This window comes from Ignavibacteriales bacterium (assembly GCA_026390575.1).
Taxonomy (GTDB): domain Bacteria; phylum Bacteroidota; class Ignavibacteria; order UBA10030; family UBA10030; genus Fen-1298.
On sequence record JAPLFR010000001.1, the window covers coordinates 402,246 to 424,351 of the forward strand.

Here is a 22,106-nt window from a genome sequence, read left to right on the forward strand (position 1 = left end):
CGTAACAGCTTCTACAGATTGATTCCGAGAGAAAATCGTTGTATCCCGCCAAAATCGCCGTATGAATTATACGCGTAATCGATTTGATATTCACTCAAGACAAGCCCGAAACCAAGTGAGAATCCTCCAAGCCCTGCAGATGTTCCCGTTTTGAATTCCTTGCGCTGTTTGTTATTGTACCCAACACGCACACATAGTGATTTGCTCATGAGAAATTCAGCGCCAACGGTAAAGTTACTGAAGCGGTCAAGGAATTTATCGCCGCTTTCATTCAACCTGTGAAAATCAATATTGAGTGAAACAGGCAGATGTTCTGGTCGTTTGGTGACTCCCACTTTCACATCAAGAGGAAGTGATTCATTTACGCCGGCGTATGTTCGTAATTGTTTGCCGATATTCAATACGCTGCCGCCGATGGAAAGATTCTGCGAAGGAATATCGTACAGGAATCCGAAATCAACTGCTAGTGCGGTGGAACCATATTCAGCAATAGAAGAGTATATATATTTTGCATTGACACCTACAAGAATATCATCATCGTAATGGGTTGCTATTCCAGCTACAAGCGCAACATCGGCAGCGCCGAATGTTCCCAGCACATTCAAAAATTCGTCGGTCCTGTTGAATGAGCCATAATTCATATAAATGATGCCGGCACCGATATTTCCGATGCCTTCAATATATTGTCCGTAACTCAAAGTTCCGGCATTGACATCCATGAGATGGTTCACATAACTCACAGAAACTTTTGGCATACTCAACGTTCCTATTGATGCCGGATTATAAAATAGGACATTCGGGTCATCCTTCATCGAGACGAAACTGCCATTCAATGCGGCGGCGCGCGCGCTCACATCTGTACGAAGGAAATTGAATATCCCTTGCTGGGCAAGGAGCGTTGTTACAGTATAACCAGTAAGTATCAGTATCAATAGTATTCGTTTCATTGATTAGAATCTACAGAATAAGAGATTGATATTCAAGATTTCATTGAATCTTGCATGTTTACTCGAAATGCCGGTTTTTTATGTGGACCGGATTTCTACAGTTCTTACCTGGCATGTGAAAGGAATTAAAGGTGCAAGACGCCGATGTCGTTCTGCAAAACGCATACTAAAACATTCTCACGAACATCTTGCAACTAACCTGAGACTCAACTATTTTAATAAAGTAAAAGGAGTTTGATATGAAAGATAAAAATCTCACGGCGACATTGTTGTTGTCGTGTCCGGATCGAAGGGGTATAGTTTCCCAGATTGCCCAATTCATATTTGAACGCAGCGGGAATATCGTTGATTTGGATGAACACGTCGATGAGGATGATCATATATTTTTCCTGAGAGTAACGTGGGATATGAAAACATTTACCGTCCCTCCGGATACATTGGAAGAGGTATTCCAGCCGCTCGCACGTGAATATCAAGCAAAATGGTTTATCAGGCTCAATCAAAACAAGCGGAAGATGGCAATCTTTGTCTCGAAGCATGCTCATTGCCTTCAAGAAATTCTATGGCGCCATGAGCTGGGAGAATTCGATGCAGAAATTGCGCTGATTATTTCCAATCATCCCGATCTTGGTTTTTTAGCTGAACGGTATCATATTCCATTTCATGTGTTTCCTGTAAGCAACGAAAATAAAGCGGAGCAGGAAATAAAAGAATTAGAATTGATCCAGCGCGAACGGATCGATACTATTATTCTGGCCCGTTATATGCAAGTGCTGTCACCGACGATTGTTAAACAATACGAACATCGCATTCTCAACATCCATCATTCATTCTTGCCGGCGTTTGCAGGTGCCAATCCTTATAAACAGGCGTATGAAAGAGGCGTGAAGATTGTCGGAGCAACGTGTCACTATGTAACAGAAGTCCTTGATGAAGGACCGATCATCGAGCAAGACATCATCCGGATCTCACACAAAGATTCATTGGATGATTTGATCCGAAAAGGGAGAGATTTAGAACGTTTGGTACTTGCACGTGGAATCCGTCTTCACTTGCAAGATCGCATCCTTGTCGATGGACGAAAAACTGTCGTATTTGATTAATAAAAGAATATACCTGCATTCTAACATCAATCACAACAGCACGTGTGCTGTGATTTGGAAAAATTACCTTTGCAAATCAATCCGTTTTTTCTTATTTTATAAATAGTTCATAATATAAAGTCTTGAGGATAGTGATGAAAGAAGGAATTCACCCAACATATAAAAAAGCGGTCGTTACCTGCGTATGCGGAAACGTTTTTGAAACCCGCTCTACAGTAGGCAACCTCCATATAGAAATTTGTGCCAATTGCCACCCGTTCTATACGGGCAAACAGAAACTGCTTGATTCAGCCGGCCGCATAGAGAAATTCAAAAAGAAATATGCAGCAAAGAAAGAAGAGCCGGCGGCGGCAACTGCTGGAGCATAAGTACGACGTTGAGATTGCAAAGGCGGAATGTGTTGTGAAACATGCATTCCGCTTTTTTGTTGTCGGCAGTGATATTGTTCATAACACTGAACTTTCACGTGAGCACCCGTTCAAAAAAGACCTGACCGATGGCACAACAAATCTATATGTTTAAAGACGATCACTTTGTACAATTCCTGTTGTTCATCCATTGCCAGCCTATCTCAAAAAGTTGCAGTCCAGGGCATTCTCATTGAAAGAAGATTGAATGCAAGAAAACACAGATCAACAAGATCAACCTCAACCAACCAATGCATATGACGGTCCGCGCGGAACAGCGGTAAAAATTCTCAATCGCATTGAGCGTTCAGACTCGTATCTGGATAAATTATTAGATGCCGAATTACGTTCGGAGGATATGAACGAGTTAGATAAGGGTCTGATGAATGAAATAGTAACCGGTGTGGTTCGCTGGAAAATGAAACTCGATTGGGTCTTGACGGGCTTTTTTCACGGCAACTTCACAAAAGCGGAGACCAATGTCAAGAATGCACTTCGCGTAGCTTTGTATCAAATCCAATTTCTTGACAAGGTGCCGCATTCTGCCGCGGTGAACGAGGCCGTGGAGTTCATTAAACGGTTACGCGGTCAAAAAGCAGCCGATCTCGTAAATGCTATTCTGCGCAACATCATCCGTAACATTGATAACATTCGTTATCCAGATCCGGAAGAAGATAAGATCCGAAATCTTTCAGTCATCGAATCACATCCTGTGTGGATGACGAAACGCTGGGTGGAACGCTACGGGTATGATGACGCGAAACGGATGATGGAAGCAAACAATACAATTCCCGATTTGGCGTTGCGCGTCAATCGCTTAAAAGTTGATTTCACGTATTTCCTTTCATTGTTAGAAAAGCATCAGCTTCAATATACTCGGTCGCAGTATCTCGATTATTTTGTTCGGGTTCAGCATATGGCAGGCATCGGCAGTTCGGAACTCTTCCAGCAGGGATATTTTTCCGTGCAGGATGAAAGTGCCGGTATACCAGTGCTTTTACTGGATCCAAAACCCGGAGAACGTGTCATCGATCTTTGTTCTGCACCGGGCGGGAAAACGACTTTTATTGGTGAATTGATGAAAAACATCGGCGAAATTATTGCTGTCGATCGTTATGAGACTCGTCTCCATCTTGTGAAGAACGCATGTCAGCGGCTCGGTATCACGATTGTGCATTTAGTAACCGATGATGGCTCAACAATTGAAATTCCTCCTGCGGATAAAGTTTTGGTAGATGCACCTTGTTCGGGACTTGGCGTACTTTCGAAGAAACCTGATGCAAAGTGGCAGCGTGACGCAGATGATATTCCAAAACTCGTGCATTTACAGAAATCGATTATGGAGAATGCAGCGAAACTTGTGAAGTCCGGCGGTATCCTTGTGTATAGCACGTGCACCATTGAACCAGACGAAAATATGAATCTTATTAAAGAATTTCTTGAGCAGCATCCTGAATTCTCTATCGAATCTGGAATCAACATTATTCATCAGGATCTTGTTGGAAATCTTGGACAGGTAGAAACCTTCAGGCACAAGCATGGAATGGATGGATCGTTCTCGATACGGCTGAGGAAGAAAGTATAAGAAGTCATCTCATACATTCAATTGCAAATAAAATAACTGTTACTTGACGAATAGTGGAGGCCAGCCGATTATGAACCTCAACGAATTGCTTGCCGCCGAGCTGAAACGGCTCGAAGAATCTCAAACGATGAAGTATGAAACTGCGCTCCAATCTGCACAAGGGGGCGTTGTCAAGGTGCGCGGCAAAGAAGTCGTTATGCTTGCGTCGAATAATTATTTGGGAATGTCGAATCATCCTGCTGTGTGCAAAGCTGCAATCGATGGCATCAAGAAATATGGATACGGGCTTGCCTCGGTACGCTTTCTTACCGGCACACAAACAATTCATCTTGAACTGGAAAATACAATATCGAAGTTTCTGAAATCGGAAGACACGATTCTTTTTTCCTCGTCCTTTGCGGCGAATGTTGCATTCTTCTCTGCCCTGACAAACGAGAGGCTTGGATACGAAAACTACAAAGATGTTATCTACAGCGACCGGCTGAATCACGCCAGTATTATTGACGGACAGCGGCTCTGCCGTGCGGAAACGACAGATCGTAAAATTTATAATCACGGAGACGCTGCCGACCTGGAAAGGCAATTGGAAGGCGATAAAAACAATGATTACCGCATACGGATGATCGCCACAGATGGCGTCTTCAGTATGGAAGGCGACATAGCACCGCTGCCCAAAATTCTTGAGCTCGCGCAAAAGTATAATGCTGTGGTCTTTGTGGATGACGCTCACGGTATTGGCGTTTGCGGCAAGACCGGCAGAGGAACAGCGGAACAATGCAACGTGCTTGGTAAAATTGATGTCACCGTTGGGACTCTCGGCAAGGCTATTGGCGGTGCGGCAGGCGGTTTCATAAGCGGTGCGAAAGAAATGATAGCGTACTTGCGCCAAAAAGGAAGGCCCTATATATTTTCAAACTCGCTTCCGCCGGCTGTCGTGTGCGGCTCGATGGCGGCATTCGATTTATTGATGAAAGACAAATCAATTGTCAGGCGGCTTCAGGAGAATACGGCATACTTCAGAAAAGAAATCAAGAATGTCGGTTTTACAATTATCGAAGGTATGCATCCGATTGTTCCGATCATGCTTGGCGAAGCGTCTATCGCGCAGGAAATGAGCAGCCAATTGCTTAAAGCCGGAGTCTATATCAAAGGATTGTGGTATCCGGTTGTTCCGAAAGGCGCAGCGCGGCTGCGCGCTCAAGTGTCGGCGGCGCTCACGAAAAAGGATATCGATCGCGCTCTTGAAGCATTTGAAAAAGTTGGAAAGAAAATGAAACTCATTTAACCTGCTCAGAAGTTTCCCATGGCTGCTCCAGCAAAAAATCGACTTGCGTTCATCGACCTTCTTCGCGGATGGGCGCTGATTGTGATGATTGAAGTGCATGTGTTCAACACCTTTATCCTGCCCGTGTTGAAAACGACTCCCTGGTATCACATTCTGAATTTTATCAATGGATTAGTTGCGCCAAGTTTTACTTTTATCTCCGGTTTTGTTTTCGTGCTTGCGAGCCAAAGGAAGCTTGAGTCTTTTCGGACCTACGGATCTGCATTCTGGAAACAGCTTGGGCGAATCGGATTGGTGTGGGGCACAGGGTATTTTCTGCATCTGCCATTTTTTTCATTCCGTCGCATAATGAGCGATACGACACAAGAGGGGTGGCTGAATTTCTATCAGGCAGATGTTCTTCACTGCATCGCGTTTGGATTACTCGTGCTTTTTATAACGAGATTGTTTATAAAGAATGGACGGACATATCGGACATTCCTCTTTACAAGCGGATTGTTCGTTGTTTTTACAACGATCTTCGTATGGAATTATGATTTCTTGAATTTAATTCCGGCTCCAATCTCAGCATACATAAACGGCCTGCATTATTCGCTTTTCCCGCTATTCCCGTGGCTGGCGTTTATGCTCTTTGGAGGGTACTTCGCTTCCCGATATATTGATGCCCGCGAACAAAAAAAGGAGCAAGAATTCATCTTACGTTTTGCATTTGAAGGAGCTCTTCTGTTTGTTGCGTGCATGATCGGAATGGAATTGCAATCCGGCATGCGCATCCTTCCAATAGATATCCGTGCAAATCCATTATTCTTTTTTGAACGGCTTGGAATTGTCATGCTGCTTCTTACCGCTTGCTGGTTCTATGCAGATTATCGCAAAACTGAGAAGTCGTTTGTATTAGATGTCGGCAGGGAATCGTTAATGGTCTACGCGGCACACCTCCTTGTCATTTATGGACGGTTCTGGAATGAACGTAGCCTGGATTTTTATTATGGAAAAACATTCAATGTAACAGAATGTATGATAAGTACACTTACCCTTATTTTGGTGATGAGCGGAGCGGCAATTGCATGGGGATGGATGAAGCGAAATCATTTACCGCTTGCACGCTTGTTATTTTTTATGTTCGCGGTAACAACTACAGCGATGTTTTTAATAAGATAAATTGAAGTTGAAAAGCTATCATATTCGGCGCATAGAACTTAACCGAAGAATAACAATTATGCTCCATCAGGAGCGAATTGAGGAATGAGAAAGAGTAAAAAGGAAAAGGGAACATGGAAGTTGCATCATTCATTATGTTGTTTTTAGTTGTCATTTTGATTGTCGTCCTATTGCTTCGGCTCTCTTCACAAAAAGGAGCAAATTCTTCCGATACTTCTCTGCTATTTCAGCAGCAGGTTGATGCGCTGCGCGGTGAAGTAAGTCAGAACCTCAAGAACACCGCAGATACGCTTGCTACATCTCTGAAGAATACGACTGACGTTGTGTTTAAAAGTCTGCAATCAACGACAGACACCGTAAACCAGCAGCTGACAACTGTGACTTCGCAATTAAGCAGCGTTACATCGCAGTTGCAAAATAACACAGGTCAAATGGGCTCTCGTCTGGATAATGCGGCGAAGGTTATTCAGGATGTGCAGAATAAACTTGGCGAGCTTGGTCAAGCGACACAGGAAATTAAAGAGTTAGGCCAAAGCGTTTCCAAATTGGAAGAAATGCTGAAGGCGCCGAAACTGCGCGGCGGGCTCGGTGAATTGTTGCTGGAAGATTTGCTCAAGCAGGTTCTTCCCGCAAATGCCTATGGTATACAGTACAGGTTTAAAGGTGGGCAGGCAGTCGATGCCGTCATTCGGCTCGCCGGCCGAATGGTTCCAGTAGATTCGAAATTTCCGCTTGAAAACTTTCAGAAAATGCTCGGAGCGAAATCTGAACAGGAAAAGAAATCTACTGCAAGATTGTTTCGAGCGGATGTGAAGAAACACATCGATGCGATCGCAGGAAAATACATTCTGCCCGATGAAGGCACGTATGATTTTGCATTGATGTATATACCGGCTGAGAATATTTTTTATGAAACGATTATTAAGGATGAATCATTTCCTGATGATGAGGGTTTGCAATCGTATGCAAATTCACGGCATGTTATTCCAGTTTCCCCTAACAGCTTTTATGCGTATTTGCGTGTGATTGCGCTCGGCCTGAAAGGATTGCAGATTGAGCGAAGTGCAAAAGAAATATTTCAAAATCTTGAACTGCTGGGAACGGAACTGCGGAAATTCAACGACGTGTTTGAAACGCTGGGTTCACAATTGAACAATGCAAAGAACAACTACGACAAAGCCGATAAGCAATTGGCCGGTCTCACTGAGAAATTCAAAACAGTGCAGTCTATTCCTGACGTCCAGGATAAAAAACAGTTGGATGCTTTTCCTCAGTAAACTTCCTCGCGCCTTCTGTAGATGATTTTAAATGTATGTCATCTGAACCCACATCCTTCGGAAGAATATCTTTTCCTGTTTTGGATGCACGCTTTTGCGTGTATCATTCGAATGCACCCCCATTATCATAAAGGGGAGTTGGAATCGTTATGGACTGCACTTTTAACTACGGAATGAACAACCACAAAACGAGGGAATAAAATGACAACAGAAAATAACATATGTACAAATGATCCCGACAGGAAAAATAAAATGAAAGATAACGGCCTTGCGGGTGGAATCTATGGTATGGCATTCATTGGTGCCGCGGTTTATTTCATTCAACACGCAGCTACATTCTGGGAGGGAGTGTTGGGTCTCTTGAAAGCCATTATTTGGCCTGCAATGTTGATTTACAAGCTGCTGGAATTTCTCAAGATGTAAATATTTCATTATTGAGTGGCCACCGGCTTGCCCCAAACGTCATGACGTAATGTCTTCGCCAGATCCATTCGTACCCGCCAGAGTTTTGCAGGAGGCATCAATGCGTGATTGGCGGGCGGTGGGCATGTGGTCATGAAAGAATTGTTATAGAAGCAATCTTTTCAGTGTTGTTATGGAAAAAAATCAAAGGAGTTTCTTTATGCCCGAAAAAAGTAATATTCAACGCGGATCAAGCTTACTTGTCGTTGCTGCATCGCTTGTTATTCTTACCTGGGGCATCGTTCAGGCACAGTCCGTAATCGTGCTTATGCTCGTCGCACTTTTTCTTGCAGTGATCGCAGCACCGCCAGTGCTCTGGCTCAAGGAAAAGCGTATCCCCTCTGTTCTTGCTGTGCTGGCTGTTCTGGCGTGTATGATCTTCCTGTTGCTGCTGATCGGAGGATTCGTTGGCACATCGCTCGCTTCCTTTTCCGATAGCATACCGTTTTATCAGCAGCGCATCCAAGAGGAACTTCATGTGTTGAGAGGATTCATAGCAAGCAAGGGTTTTGCGATCAAGGAAAATGCTGTGCTCGAGTATGTGAATCTGGGTTCGATCATGAGTTTGACTGCTGGTTTGCTTTCAGGATTGACGTCAACACTTTCCAGTATCTTTCTGATATTTCTTACGGTCACATTCATCCTGCTCGAACTCTCAAGTTTTCCAATAAAGCTCGGTGCTATTCTCAACGATCCGAAAGTAGAATTTTCAAAATTCAGTAAATTCATCGATGACATCAATCATTATCTGGTCATCAAGACCGGCATCAGTGTGTTAACAGGAATTCTCATCGGAATCTGGATGTCTCTCCTTGGCGTGGATTTTCCCGTGCTCTGGGGTTTTCTGGCATTCCTGCTGAACTATGTGCCGAGCCTCGGTGTGGTTATCGCTGCCGTTCCCGCAATACTTCTGACGTTTATTCAATTGGGTCCAGGTCATGCGGCACTTACGGCTCTTGGATTTATTCTCGTGAATTTTATTGTCGGCACTGTTATTGAGCCAAAACTCGTAGGGCGGGGAGTTGGCTTGTCCACATTGGTAGTCTTCCTCTCGTTAATCTTTTGGGGAAACCTGCTTGGCATTATCGGTATGGTGCTGTGTATTCCATTTACAATGACCCTGAAATTTGTATTAGAGAACAATGAACAAACACGATGGCTGGCAATAGTACTTGGGCCGGAGACGTCTGTAAAGAATCTTCCACCTGAACCGAAAAAATGAAATTTCGTTGAAGGAGAAGGTACCTGCAAACTCTAAGAGATTTCCGTTTATGGCGGACAGGGAAACTATGACTTTGCTCCTCGCTTAAAACATATAGGGATAACAGAAGAGAGCGTGGGATGGTCTTCGCCTGAAGCACATTTCATCATATCTTTTCTCAAATAATTACGTAAACTATCCTGTGTGTATCATCCATCCGTTAGAGACTTTCACTAACAAAGAAAGTTACAGAGAATTTATGATCACCATCCAACAAATCACAAAAAAATACTCAACAGTCACAGCCTTGGATGCAATCACATTAGAGGTGCAGCAACAGGAATTCTTCGGCTTGTTAGGACCAAATGGGGCAGGCAAGACTACTTTGATGAACCTGCTCGTTGGGTACATCAATCCGGACGGCGGCACGATCACAATCGATGGCGGCAACGTGACTCAGGATACTTTAGAGATCCGGAAGAAAATCGGATTTGTTCCTCAATCTCTCGCATTGTATGATGAGCTTACTGCACAAGAAAACTTAGAAATATTCGGGCAGATGTTCGATATCCCCCGACAGCTCTTAAAGAAGCGCATTGATGAACAGCTCAATGCCGTTGAGTTGTTCGAAAGGCGTAAAGATAAAGTAAAAACCTTTTCGGGCGGCATGAAACGGCGGCTCAATATGATCGCAAGCTTATTGCACGATCCGAAAGTATTACTGTGCGACGAACCGACCGTCGGCGTCGATCCTCAATCGCGCAACGCGATCTTCGATTTTCTTACTTCCCTGAACAAGCAAGGGAAAACAATTATCTACACAACGCATTATATGGAAGAAGCGGAGCGGCTTTGCAGTAGAATCGGAATAATCGATCATGGGAAAATCATTGCAGGTGGCACTGTAGATGAACTTTTAGAAAAACTTGCGTACGAAGAAACAATTGCAATTATCAAGAATCCGTCGACTGCAAAGAACCGGTCGGCGTTTGAGAAATACGGAACGCTACTTGAAGAAGACGATCATTACGAGTTGAAACCAGCAGAGGGATTTTTGCTATCGAAATTTTTTGCGGGTATAGAAAAGCAGGGAATTAAATATTCCTGGGTTGAATTGCAGCGCCCGACCTTGGAGGCGTTGTTTCTCCAACTGACAGGAAGGAGGTTACGGGATTGAAACAAGTCTATCGGTTATTTAAAAGCTCGTACCGGATTTTCTGGAACGACAAAGTCTCCGTCGCGCTGACCTTTATTGTGCCGCTGGTACTCATGAGTATTTTTGGAGCAGTTTTCGGCGGATCGGGCTCGGGTCCCCAGGGAATACGGCTTGCGGTGTTGAATCAAAGTACATCTCCCGTAGCGAAGAGTATAGAATCTTCACTTGATACTATAAAAGCATTCCGGGTAATCAAATCTTTTAAGACGGATTCCGGAACGACAATTGTATTCGATACGCTTTCAATTCAGGAATATGTTCGTAGCGGGAAAGCTGCCGCTGCACTCGTTCTCCCGCCTGATACGTATGCGGATACATCGGTTGGGCTCTATGTCAAATTCTATTATGATCCGAAGAATGATATGGAAACACAGACTGTGCGGGGATTAATCCAGCAGGTTGTATTCAGCCAGTTTCCATCGGTCATGGCGCAAAGCGGTCTACGACAAGCCGAGAGATATTTAGGAATCGAATCCGGTGATGCCTTTAATCACAAAATGGCTTCTCTGATGCACAAATATTTCAAGGTCGACACCAATACCATTTTGCATCCCGCACTTTCCAATTTCAAGACCACAGGCGATGATTCCACCAAGGGCAATACAAATTTTCTTAATAATATCGTTCGCATAGAGAACCAGCAGCTTATCGGTAAAGAGATGAAGAATCCATGGGCAACACGGAGTGTCGGCGGGTGGGGCATTATGTTCCTAATGTTCACATTGACGGCGACGTCCTCATCGTTGTTTGATGAGCGGAGATCCGGAGTACTCATGAGAATGCTGACCTCTCCGGTTTCGCGGACACATATTCTCTGGAACAAATATATTTTCAATATGTCGCTCGGTATTATACAATTGCTTTTCATGTTCGTTTTTGGGTGGTTGATGTTCCAGGTGGATATATTCGCAAATTTTTTGAATCTCATGCTGCTCATCATTGCTGCATCAGTAGCGTGCACGGCGCTCGGGATGTTGATTGCTGCGTTTTCTCAAACTCGCCAGCAGGCAAACGGATTAGGAACTTTATTGATATTGAGTATGAGTGCGATCGGCGGGGCATGGTTTCCGACTACTTTCATGCCCTCAACTATCCAGTTCTTTAGTAAGCTGACGGTTGTGTATTGGTCGATTGATGGTTTTATGGAAGTTTTATGGAGAGGTGTCGGTTTTATCTCTATTGTGCCGCATCTTGCTATTTTATTCGGCATCGGCGCAATTCTTAATTTAGTCAGTGTACGTCAATTCAAAAAAGGACATATATTTGACTAGAACCTATCTTAAAAACATCCCGTCACTAAAAAATTATTGAACGGTAAAAATATCAAGGAGATTTGAGATGCAATTCATTGTCATAGCATACGACGGAACTGATGAAAAGGCATTCGAAAGGAGGCTTGCAGTTCGTGAAGATCATTTAAAGTCAGCAAAAGAACTCCACGATACAGGCAAGTGGATCTATGCGGCTGCTATTCTCAACGATGATGGAAAAATGATCGGGTCAATGATTGTCTGCGATTATCAATCACGGGAGGAGCTTCAAGAACAATGGCTCAATAACGAACCGTACGTTAAAGGTAATGTTTGGAAAAGGATTGAGATAACGCGTGCGCAGGTAGCGCCATTTTTTGTGAAAAGTAAATGAGAGTGTTCTCCTTTTTGTTACTTGATGTATCTTCTTATTGAATGTTTTAACGAAATAATGAAAAAGTGGTAGAGTTGTAGACAAAGTTCGAAATATTTTACAATATTAGATAAAAAGGAACATTTGTAAGAACGTTCAATTGAACGTCCCTTTGATATACCTGGAGTAGAATAATATGAAAAGGTGCGTTAAGAGTATTTTTGAAAAGAAAATAAATAGCAGATAATTATTCAAAAAGGGGAATCCAATGGAAGAAGAAAAGAAAGAAGTGCAGCCTACTATCGGAGAATATCAAGGCAAGCCAATCATCCGTATTCCAACCGTAGATAATCCAAATCCAGAAACGACGTGGCATTGGTTGTCGTTTGGAAAAAATAAAGCGAAAGCCATCGTCAAGTACTTTGACGCAATAAAGAAGTTTGCGGAAGAGTAATCATTGGAATGCGAAAAACTTATCGAGCGGCGTATACTTATACCAGTTCCGGGTAGGTAGTTATGTAAAAACAAAGGCGCTTCTCTTGCTTAAGTAATATTAGTCGATTGAGAACAAGATGGAGAATATGTTTCAATCCACGTCAAAGAGAAATTGAGTACTGTCACTCATCTTACATTACATAAATAATTCGTACACTCATTGAAGGAACAGAAATGAAACGGTTATTGATAATCCTCTTTGTTATAACGAGTGCGCGCGCACAAGAAAAAAACTCTTCCAATGCAGAGCGAGATTCTCTTATCGCAGCTGCAAAAGAAATTATGGCATCGCAGAAGTATTGCGCGCTTGCGACCATCGATTCTTCCGGCCATCCCGATGTGCGAACCATGAATCCTTTTCCTCCCGAAGAAGATATGACAGTGTGGATGGCAACAAATACACGGAGTCTAAAAGTTCAAGAGATCCGGAATAATCCAAAAGTATGCCTGTACTATGCGGACCATTCAAAGGCAACCGGAAATGTTACAATTACCGGCACCGCTGTCCTGGTCAACGATACGATGGAAATACAAAAACGAAAACGTGAATACTGGAAGCAGGCGTTTCCCGATTGGAAATATCTTGTTCTCATTAAGGTCGTTCCAGAACGGATGGAAGTTTTAAATTATAAGTGGGGTAAATTGAACGATCCCATTACATGGGCTCCTCCGATCGTAGTGTTCACAAAACCATAATAATTGATTCTCAGGTTCAGATAGGCAGGGGTTTCGATATCTCAAACCACGGAGGATGTATCACGAGGTCGTAGAGAGAGGCATAGTAAATTCAGAATCAGTTCATTTATATGAAAATGCTCTGCCTTTTGAAAGTGATGATCAAGGAAAAAAGTAGTTTGGCGCACTCAGTTCTTATTTGCGTTGACTTCAGCCTAGAATAAGTGTAGTTTCCAACCACCGATACCAACCGCCTTAAGATATGTTATACTTTTAAGGAAGCACAAGATGAAATGGAAATTCATCGAAATGTTTCTTCCTCCGCGCAGTCTCGATGAGGATGAGAACCGCATTAGACAGATAATCCATACGATCTGTCTTAGTATAACATTCCTCATCTTTATTCCCATGTACACGAGGGCGACCATAGGGCATTGGAATACGGTCTATACACTCCTTCTTGAAGAAGTCCTCCTTTGGTTTACTTTATGGCTCAATTATCGGGGGAACTTGAAATGGGCAAGCCGCATGTTGGTAGTGTCAGTGTTTATTTTGGAGACACTACTCATCTTATTTGCCGGCGAAGGCTCGCGAGATATAAGCATTCTTATTTATCCTGTGTCCATTGTTATTGCAGGGTTGCTGTTAAGTAAACGTTCGTTCTTCATATTAACAGTCGCCATTATTTTCTCGTTCGCACTCATTATGATTGCAGAAGTAAAAGGATTGATCATACCATCGCAGAATCTCAACGTCAATACGCGCGATATAATGGATATGATAATTATACTTATGGTAACAGCTGTCATCGTATCATTCCTCACAGAAAATTTGCGGCAGAGTGTTGCACGGAATCGAGCATTACTTTCCGCACTTCCGGATTTGGTATTCCGTTTAAACCGCGATGGTACAATTTTAGACTTTTCTGCACCACGAGATCAAACACTGGTTTCGTCACCTCAGGAGTTTCTCGGAAAGAAGATTCAATCGCTCCTCCCGGATTCTATTGCTTCACAAATGATGGCTATAACGCAAGCAGCGCTGAAAAAAAAATCCATACAAGAATCTGAATACGAGCTACCAATTCAACGCAAAAAAGAATACTGGGAAGCACGTGTTGTCGCCCTCACAAACGACGAAGTCGTCGTCGTGCTCCGAGATATTTCCGAAAGAAAACAAGCGGAAGATCAACGAAGGATGTCTGAAGAAAGATTCTCGCAGGTTTTTATGACGAGTCCAGATTCTCTTACACTTCTCAACATGAAAAACAATGTGTACATAGATGTGAATGACGGTTTTACACGCCAGTATGGATATACGAGGGAAGAAGTGATAGGACACAGTGCGCAGGAAATCAATATCTGGAAGAACATGGAAGATCCTGACCGAATAATGATCTTTCTTCAAAATCAGCATAGAGTGGAAAACATAGAAATAGAGTTTATCAATAAACAGGGAATATCTTTTACAGGTTTACTTTCCGCAAGTACGATCAGAGTAGCGGGGGAAGCTTGCATGATTTCAGTCGTACGCGATATTACAGATCAAAAGAAATTGCAAAATCAATTATTGCAAACACAAAAAATTCAAAGCATCGGGACACTGGCAGGCGGTATCGCACACGACTTCAATAATATCCTCGGCATTATTTTCGGTTACGCCGATCTTGTGGAGAAGAACCGACTTGATGCCGTGATGCATAAAGAAGGAATGAGTGCCATTGTGCAAGCGGTCGAACGGGGCGCAGCCCTCGTGGATCAGATTCTGGCATTTGCGCGGAGGACGGAAGTCAATTTTCTTCCGTTGAACATTCCCATGGTGATGCAAGAAGTGCTTTCCATGCTCAAACAAACTTTTCCAAAAACAATTACATTCACTGAGAATTATGCAGAGGATCTTCCTGCTATTATGGGTGACAAAACACAAATACATCAAACATTAATGAATCTTTGTATTAATGCGCGAGATGCGATGCCTCACGGTGGTTGTATAACAATCGATGCAACACTCCTTTTGCAGAATACAGTACGGGAACGTTTTCCCACTGCTATTCATCCATCCTATGTGTGCTTGCGCATTACCGATACCGGCTCCGGAATGGATGAAGCAATACTCCAACGCATTTTCGATCCGTTCTTTACGACAAAAGAGTATGGGAAAGGTACAGGACTGGGGCTTTCTGTAGTCTATGGAATTATTCACTCGCATGAAGGATTTATAAGTGTGGAAAGCAATGTTGGCAAGGGATCTACATTCTCGTTATTCTTCCCGGCAACGAATTTCATTGGAGGAAAGCTGCAGAAAAAAGAACTGTCGCCAGCAGAACTACCGTGCGGAACTGAAACGATTCTCATTGTTGAAGATGAAGAATTGATTTTGGGCATGCTTCATATGATCTTACGATCCCATGATTACTCTATTTTTAAAGCATCCGATGGTGAAAAAGCGTTAAAACTGTTTACTCGGTACCATGAAGAAATTGCACTTGTATTGAGTGACCTTGGTTTGCCAAAAATGAATGGGATTGATACTGTCAAAAAAATGAAAGAAATTGATCCCAATGTTCAGTTCATTGTTGCTAGTGGTTATTTAGATGAGCGCATGAAATGGGAATTGAAACAACTCGGAATAGAAGACTTTATACAGAAACCATATAGAAACACTCAACTCTTGCTTAAAATCAGGGAAGTGTTGGACAGGAAAAAAAATGAACTCAATAGATAGTTCTAAAAATCTTTTTATTCAATAATTAAAGTTGACAATGAAGGATGAGATATTCCAACGTTTAGCTCAAAAGTTAGACGAACTTCCCAATCGATTCCCGCAAACACAAAACGGTGTTGAATACCGGATGCTGGCTAAAATTTTTGCACCGGAAGAGGCAGTGCTGGCGTGTGCAATGAACCTGGAATCTGAAACTGGAGCAGTAATTGCCAACAGGGCAGGAATTGATCCCAGGGAGGCGCGTGATACATTGAAACGAATGGTTGCCAAAGGATTAATCGATCTGCGAAAAGGAGAAGGAGAGTTTGCCTATGCCCTGCGTCCGTTTATCGTGGGATTTTACGAAGGACAATTGCCGCGAATGGATAAAGAGATGGCAGAGTTATTTGAACAGTATTTCCGGGAGACGCAGGGTGGTGTGCTGCGTCCGACACCGGCGCTTCATCGTGTTATACCGGTTGGGAGGGCAATTCCACTCAAAGTGAATATCGATCCCTATGAGCAGGCAAACGCAATGCTGGAGAAAGCACAATCATGGGGAGTGAGGGATTGTATTTGTCGTAAGCAGCAGCTGTTGTTAGGTAAAGAGTGTCATCATAAATTGGAAACGTGCCTGGTCTTTGCATCTCTGAAGAACGCTTTTGATCGGAGTAAAGTGGATCGGGCGATTACCAAAGAAGAAGCGCTTAAAATCCTGTGGGAGACGGAAGAGGCAGGACTTGTGCATTCTTCCGGCAATTATCGGGATGGGGTAGAATATATCTGTAATTGCTGCACGTGCTGCTGCGGGATTATGAGAGGCATTGCTGAATATGGAATTCTCAGCGCTGTTGCGCACTCAGATTTTCAGATTGCATTGGAGGAAGAGAAATGTTCTCTCTGCGGCGTTTGTATCGACCGATGCCAATTTCATGCGCTCTCGATTCCGGATGCAATACTTGCTGTGGATATAAAACATTGTTTCGGATGCGGGTTATGCGTGCTTGTTTGTCCAACGGAAGCACTTCATCTAAAACGCCGGGAATCAGATCAAATTCTCATACCACCCGCTGATAAAAGTGAGTGGCAGACGCAGCGTAATCTTAGTAAGGTACGTTAGACAAAGAATAAAAGAGAACCTTGTCAAAGGTACCTACGTTTCATCAAAGTGAACTTTGACAAGGTTGCCATCTTCATTGATACAATAGAAGCGAGCATGAGAACATGGAAAAACTTCGTTGGGGTATTGTAGGCACAGCAGACATAGCTCGTCAAAACTGGCGCGCTATTTTCAACAGCGGAAACTCTATTGTGACCGCTGTGGCAAGTCGTTCCATTGAACGGAGCAAGCAGTTTATTAAAACATGCCAGGCCGAGAATAAATTTGAAGTCCAGCCGAAGGCATATAGCAATTACGAGCAATTGATTGATGCACCGGATATCGATGCAGTATATATTCCGCTGCCGACCGGGTTACGCAAGGAGTGGGTTTTACGGACAGCCAAAGCAGGGAAGCATGTGCTCTGCGAAAAGCCATGCGGAATAAACTTAAACGATGTACAAGAGATGGTAGAAACCTGCCAGCAAAATAAAGTGCAATTTATGGATGGTGTGATGTTTATGCACAATCCTCGTCTACAGCGCATTCGCAAAGTACTGGACGATAGCCAGAGTATCGGTCAGATCAAGCGGATCTCTTCCATGTTTAGTTTCAGAGCCCCGGAAGACTATCTGCGCACGAACATCCGTCTGCACAGCGAACTTGAACCGACCGGTTGTCTTGGCGATCTTGGCTGGTATAACATTCGTTTTTCATTGTGGGCAATGAAGTGGCACGTACCCTATGCTGTCACAGGAAGAATTCTATCTCAGCGCGGCGGCAAGACAAGCCCCGCACCGACACCTACAGATTTTTCTGGAGAGCTCATATTTAGCAATGATACATCTGCCGATTTCTACTGTTCATTCTTGACAGCATTTCAACAGTGGAGCACTATCAGCGGAACGAAAGGGAGTTTGTCTATTCCTGATTTTGTCCATCCAGTGAACATCCATGAGCCATCGTTTGATGTGAATAATATCGAAGCGCGAGTTAAATGCTGCAATTGCACAAGTGAGCATACCGAAAGCAGAATTCATGCACAGGATACGCTCATGATCCGCAATTTTGTCAATCAGATCTGTTCGGGACAATTGAATAAAGAGTGGCCGTTAATGGCTGTAACAACACAACGCGTGCTGGATGCATGTTTTAAATCTGCAAAGAATGACAGTAAATTAACGTTGCTTTAATACGATCCAAAAACGGAGATTTCCATGATTACCCAACTAGCCCACATCAATTTTTTTTCTGATCAACCTGAAAAAATGATTGATTTCTATGTCCATAAACTCGGATTAAAAATTGCATTTACTCTTGATAACAATAAGGGTGTGCCCTTTGGTTGGTATATTGAGTGCGGCAAGACAACGTTCATCGAAATATTTGATCAAGCCGGTGCAGTCCGGCAATGGGGCGGCAGCGTAGCGCCATTACAGCATGGAAATAAATACCGGCATGTATGTTTTGAGGTGAAGGATATAGAAACGTACAGGGAGCTTCTGATCAAAAGAGGGGTGAATATTTCACCTGTGTCAGTTGGGATGGATAATTCGAAACAGGCATGGATTAAAGATCCGGATGGCAACGACATCGAATTGATGGAATATACTCCGACAAGTTTTCAGAGAGGCCGTGCAGTTAAAAATTGAGCCTCGCACACGAATGATCTTCATATAAACCATGTGAAGAATTCAAATTAGGGTAACGAATAAAACGAATGCATCGAACTTTTTCAAAACGGAAATATTCGGTATGTGCAAATTGCAGCACGCGGATTGAAACATCATACACGTATTGTCCGCACTGCGGACAGGCGAACCACGATCTCAACGTCCCGCTGCGGCATTTCCTGGAAGAGACGCTGGAAGGAATTTTCCATTTCGATACAAAATCCGTTCGGACAGTACAAACACTAGCGTTCAAGCCCGGGTTTGTGACTTCAGAATTCATCAAAGGGAAACGTGCACGGTATGTTGCTCCTGTCAGGCTGTACATCTTCATTAGTTTTCTGTTTTTTCTTCTTTTATCGTTGCTGTCCGGTAAGCATGAGTCGGTCTCTCCAGCGGATTCACCATCGACTCACATTGGCATAACATTCTATAATATTAATTCCCAGGAGTTGCGGGGGCTTCAGTATGCACAACTTGATTCTCTCATTCAATCCCGCGGCATTGCTCTGTCAGTACTGAATAGATACATAGTGCGTCAAATGGCACGAATCGGAACGGAAGGACAGGAAGGATTCAATCACTTTTTGGTGAAGGGGATTTCATATATGATGTTTGCATTGATGCCTTTATTTGCATTTTTTATTTTCCTTCTGAACCGCAAGAAGGCACAGTATTACATCGGCACCTTGGTGTTTTCAATCCATTATCATAGTTTTTTATTCCTTTTGCTCATCGTATCCTTGGTTGTGAATCGGATTGTTGGGACATCGTTGACATTGGTGGCGCCCATCATCATTTGTCCGATCTACCTCTATCTGGCATTGAAGCATATGTATGATGGGTCACGGATGGAAATGATTGGACAGACCCTGCTTATTGGTATATTGCAATTGATTTCGATGGCTCTTCTATTTTTAGTAACGATATTTATCAGTTTGTTGATATTCTAAAAGTACAATTGAGTCGATTGAGTCATTCATACCTGCCAGAACGAGGCGTTTGGCAGAGGAGTGCGGGAATCTTCTTAGTCAAGGAGATAAAATAAATTGCAATACTTTCTTGCTTTTCCTTTATTGTTTTGAGATATTCACCATTGGTTTAGTTTAAATATACCACCAGTTTACAAACCAATAAAAGGAAGAACATTATGGTACACAATGCACACCAAGAGCCCAAGCTGCATTGGAAATGGGTCACCTTATCGGTTATTGCAGGACTTATCATTGTTGGGGCATCGTATTTCATGGTGGCGCCGACTTTCCATAGCGGCGAAGTTCAAGCGTTGATTATGTTGGGCGGGTTTATTGTAACAGGTGCTATTATTGGATACTTTTCTCCTGGCATCACAATTAATGAAGCATCCGTGGGCGGAGCGCTGGTGATGGTGGTGATGCTTCTTCTGCTTACAATAACGAAAGCAGAAATCCAATTTACAAAATCTATCAACCTGCTTCTCTTGATTCTCGGCGTTGGTTTTTCTTGGGTCGGCGGCTGGGCGGGTGAAAAATTGCAGGGAGACGAATCTTCGGCTGAAGAAAAACTTGTAAATAAGTTTCTTTGGAAGTGGGTGCTGGTTGGGATTGTTATCGGTTTCGCGCTTAACGTGTTATTCGTTTTTCTACTCTCAACTCTTTTTCCCCCCCATCTTTTTAAGATTGCGTTTACCGGATTCATTCTGAGTTTTGTTGTGACAGGATTTATTGTCGGAGTAAAATCACCAGGTGTGACACTCAAAGAGCCTGCAGTTGCTGGTTTAATAGCAGTCATTCTCGATTGGGTTTTCCTGAGATTCATTATTTTACTTAAAGTTCCTGCAACGTATCTTATTACAGGATTGATCATGGGATTCTTGATTTCGCTCTTTGGTGCCTGGCTTGGTGAGAAATATCAGCAGAGCGCAGAGGAGAAAAAGAAAGAGGCGTAATTTGTTCAAATGATTTTGAAAGAAGCCTCTCCAGCATAATTGGAGGGGCTTTTTTCGTTTGGTTGAGCGAATGGAAACAAATCGCACTTTTTTGTATCTTTCAAGTGAAATCATTATTCATGAGTGAAACGATAAAAATGAAAAATACTTTAAAGAGAATCGGAATTCTTACCGGCGGCGGCGATTGCCCAGGCTTGAATGCGGTTATTCGTAGTATCGCGAAACCAGCAATGACACAATTTAATTCGATAGTCATTGGGATTTTGGATGGCTTTGAAGGTCTTGTGGAAGGAAGGATGCGTGAATTAACACCGAAAGATGTCGGCGGTATTGTCAATATGGGCGGAACAATTCTTGGTACTTCCAACAAAGGAAATCCTTTTCAGTTTCCCGTGGAGACACCGCAGGGCATCGAAGTGTTGGATTATTCGCATCATGCCATTCAGAATTACCGCGACTGGAATTTGGATGCGCTTATTGCCGTCGGCGGAGATGGAACGATGCACATCGTTGATCGCTTCACAGAACTTGGTCTCAATTTTATAGGTGTTCCGAAAACTATCGACAATGATCTTTCTGCGACGGATGTGACGTTTGGATATGATTCCGCTGTCTCAGTTGCAACCGAAGCAATTGATCGTCTTCATACGACTGCTTCCTCACACCATCGTGTCATGGTAGTAGAAGTGATGGGACGGTATGCGGGATGGATTGCACTTGGCTCTGGAATTGCCGGTGGTGCGGATGCGATTCTGATTCCGGAAATCCCGTTTAAGTGGGATAAGGTTTATGAACATGTCCTTCTTCGCAGTAAGCGCGGAAATCGTTTCAGCATCATTTGTGTTGCAGAAGGAGCGAGGTCTGCCGAGGGTGATGTCGTCGTGAAAGAAATGGATAAAAAACGTACCGACCCTGTTCGTTTAGGTGGAATCGGTGATCTTGTTGGACGAAAGATTGAAGAGGCAACCGGACTTGAGACACGCGTTGTCGTGTTGGGACATGTTTTGCGCGGCGGCAGTCCAACTCCATACGATCGTATCCTTGCTACAAGATTTGGTGCTATGGCGCTTGAATTGGCAGCGCAAGGTAAATTCGGATACATGGTCAGTCTGCGCGGAACCGAAGTTGTTGCCGTGCCTGTAAAAGAAGCTATATTAAAACTCCGAACTGTACCGCTCGATTCGCAATATATACAAGCTGCAAAAATGGTCGGGACTTCATTCGGAGACTAAGACCGGAAAGCTGATGTGATTACTATAGTTTAATATGG

Annotated in this window: 21 protein-coding genes; 20 read left to right on the top strand and 1 reads right to left on the bottom strand. The window is 43.3% G+C overall.

Features of this window, described 5'->3' with window-relative positions; translation table 11 throughout:
* Nucleotides 1–11: 11 nt before the first annotated feature.
* Nucleotides 12–947 carry a type IX secretion system protein PorQ gene (gene porQ, locus NTX44_01845; GenBank protein ID MCX6120345.1) on the bottom strand — a complete coding sequence of 312 codons (936 nt, stop codon included), beginning with the start codon at nt 945–947 and terminating at the stop codon, nt 12–14.
* 239 nt (nt 948–1,186) lie between these two features.
* Between porQ and purU the strand changes: the two genes are divergently transcribed.
* From purU to NTX44_01945, 20 genes are all read left to right on the top strand, one after another.
* Nucleotides 1,187–2,050: a formyltetrahydrofolate deformylase gene (gene purU, locus NTX44_01850; GenBank protein MCX6120346.1), complete on the top strand. Its 864-nt coding sequence runs from the start codon at nt 1,187–1,189 to the stop codon at nt 2,048–2,050.
* A 134-nt stretch (nt 2,051–2,184) separates the two neighbouring features.
* Entirely contained in the window at nt 2,185–2,418 is a 234-nt protein-coding gene (gene rpmE, locus NTX44_01855) for a 50S ribosomal protein L31 (GenBank protein ID MCX6120347.1), read from the top strand.
* A 247-nt stretch (nt 2,419–2,665) separates the two neighbouring features.
* Nucleotides 2,666–4,042 (top strand): 16S rRNA (cytosine(967)-C(5))-methyltransferase RsmB, encoded by a 1,377-nt coding sequence (gene rsmB / locus NTX44_01860; GenBank protein ID MCX6120348.1) that lies wholly within the window; start codon nt 2,666–2,668, stop codon nt 4,040–4,042.
* 70 nt (nt 4,043–4,112) lie between these two features.
* Nucleotides 4,113–5,327 carry a glycine C-acetyltransferase gene (locus tag NTX44_01865; GenBank protein ID MCX6120349.1) on the top strand — a complete coding sequence of 405 codons (1,215 nt, stop codon included), beginning with the start codon at nt 4,113–4,115 and terminating at the stop codon, nt 5,325–5,327.
* Between the two features lie 18 nt (nt 5,328–5,345).
* A complete protein-coding gene (locus tag NTX44_01870) occupies nt 5,346–6,488 on the top strand; it encodes a heparan-alpha-glucosaminide N-acetyltransferase domain-containing protein (protein MCX6120350.1) in 1,143 nt (380 codons plus the stop codon).
* A 113-nt stretch (nt 6,489–6,601) separates the two neighbouring features.
* Nucleotides 6,602–7,765: a DNA recombination protein RmuC gene (locus NTX44_01875; protein MCX6120351.1), complete on the top strand. Its 1,164-nt coding sequence runs from the start codon at nt 6,602–6,604 to the stop codon at nt 7,763–7,765.
* 252 nt (nt 7,766–8,017) lie between these two features.
* Nucleotides 8,018–8,188, top strand: coding sequence for a hypothetical protein (locus tag NTX44_01880; GenBank protein MCX6120352.1), 171 nt, complete (start codon nt 8,018–8,020; stop codon nt 8,186–8,188).
* Nucleotides 8,189–8,387: 199 nt separating this feature from the next.
* Entirely contained in the window at nt 8,388–9,449 is a 1,062-nt protein-coding gene (locus NTX44_01885) for an AI-2E family transporter (GenBank protein MCX6120353.1), read from the top strand.
* Nucleotides 9,450–9,687: 238 nt separating this feature from the next.
* Nucleotides 9,688–10,605 (top strand): ABC transporter ATP-binding protein, encoded by a 918-nt coding sequence (locus NTX44_01890; GenBank protein ID MCX6120354.1) that lies wholly within the window; start codon nt 9,688–9,690, stop codon nt 10,603–10,605.
* The gene (locus NTX44_01895; GenBank protein MCX6120355.1) at nt 10,602–11,915 is read left to right on the top strand and encodes an ABC transporter permease; all 1,314 of its coding nucleotides are present in this window, start codon (nt 10,602–10,604) and stop codon (nt 11,913–11,915) included. The genes NTX44_01890 and NTX44_01895 overlap by 4 nt, the downstream gene beginning before the upstream one ends.
* A gap of 67 nt (nt 11,916–11,982) precedes the next feature.
* Complete coding sequence (locus NTX44_01900; protein MCX6120356.1) at nt 11,983–12,288, top strand: YciI family protein; 306 nt, start codon at nt 11,983–11,985, stop codon at nt 12,286–12,288.
* Nucleotides 12,289–12,535: 247 nt separating this feature from the next.
* A complete protein-coding gene (locus NTX44_01905) occupies nt 12,536–12,721 on the top strand; it encodes a hypothetical protein (GenBank protein MCX6120357.1) in 186 nt (61 codons plus the stop codon).
* Between the two features lie 215 nt (nt 12,722–12,936).
* Entirely contained in the window at nt 12,937–13,458 is a 522-nt protein-coding gene (locus NTX44_01910) for a pyridoxamine 5'-phosphate oxidase family protein (GenBank protein ID MCX6120358.1), read from the top strand.
* Between the two features lie 267 nt (nt 13,459–13,725).
* Nucleotides 13,726–16,161 (top strand): PAS domain S-box protein, encoded by a 2,436-nt coding sequence (locus NTX44_01915; GenBank protein ID MCX6120359.1) that lies wholly within the window; start codon nt 13,726–13,728, stop codon nt 16,159–16,161.
* A 37-nt stretch (nt 16,162–16,198) separates the two neighbouring features.
* Entirely contained in the window at nt 16,199–17,260 is a 1,062-nt protein-coding gene (locus NTX44_01920; GenBank protein ID MCX6120360.1) for a 4Fe-4S binding protein, read from the top strand.
* Between the two features lie 104 nt (nt 17,261–17,364).
* Nucleotides 17,365–18,432 carry a Gfo/Idh/MocA family oxidoreductase gene (locus NTX44_01925; protein ID MCX6120361.1) on the top strand — a complete coding sequence of 356 codons (1,068 nt, stop codon included), beginning with the start codon at nt 17,365–17,367 and terminating at the stop codon, nt 18,430–18,432.
* Nucleotides 18,433–18,456: 24 nt separating this feature from the next.
* Nucleotides 18,457–18,891, top strand: coding sequence for a VOC family protein (locus NTX44_01930; GenBank protein MCX6120362.1), 435 nt, complete (start codon nt 18,457–18,459; stop codon nt 18,889–18,891).
* 68 nt (nt 18,892–18,959) lie between these two features.
* Nucleotides 18,960–19,862, top strand: a complete 903-nt coding sequence (locus NTX44_01935) for a DUF3667 domain-containing protein (protein ID MCX6120363.1) — start codon at nt 18,960–18,962, stop codon at nt 19,860–19,862.
* A gap of 197 nt (nt 19,863–20,059) precedes the next feature.
* Nucleotides 20,060–20,836 carry a hypothetical protein gene (locus NTX44_01940; protein MCX6120364.1) on the top strand — a complete coding sequence of 259 codons (777 nt, stop codon included), beginning with the start codon at nt 20,060–20,062 and terminating at the stop codon, nt 20,834–20,836.
* A 137-nt stretch (nt 20,837–20,973) separates the two neighbouring features.
* Complete coding sequence (locus NTX44_01945; protein ID MCX6120365.1) at nt 20,974–22,068, top strand: ATP-dependent 6-phosphofructokinase; 1,095 nt, start codon at nt 20,974–20,976, stop codon at nt 22,066–22,068.
* Nucleotides 22,069–22,106 lie beyond the last annotated feature (38 nt).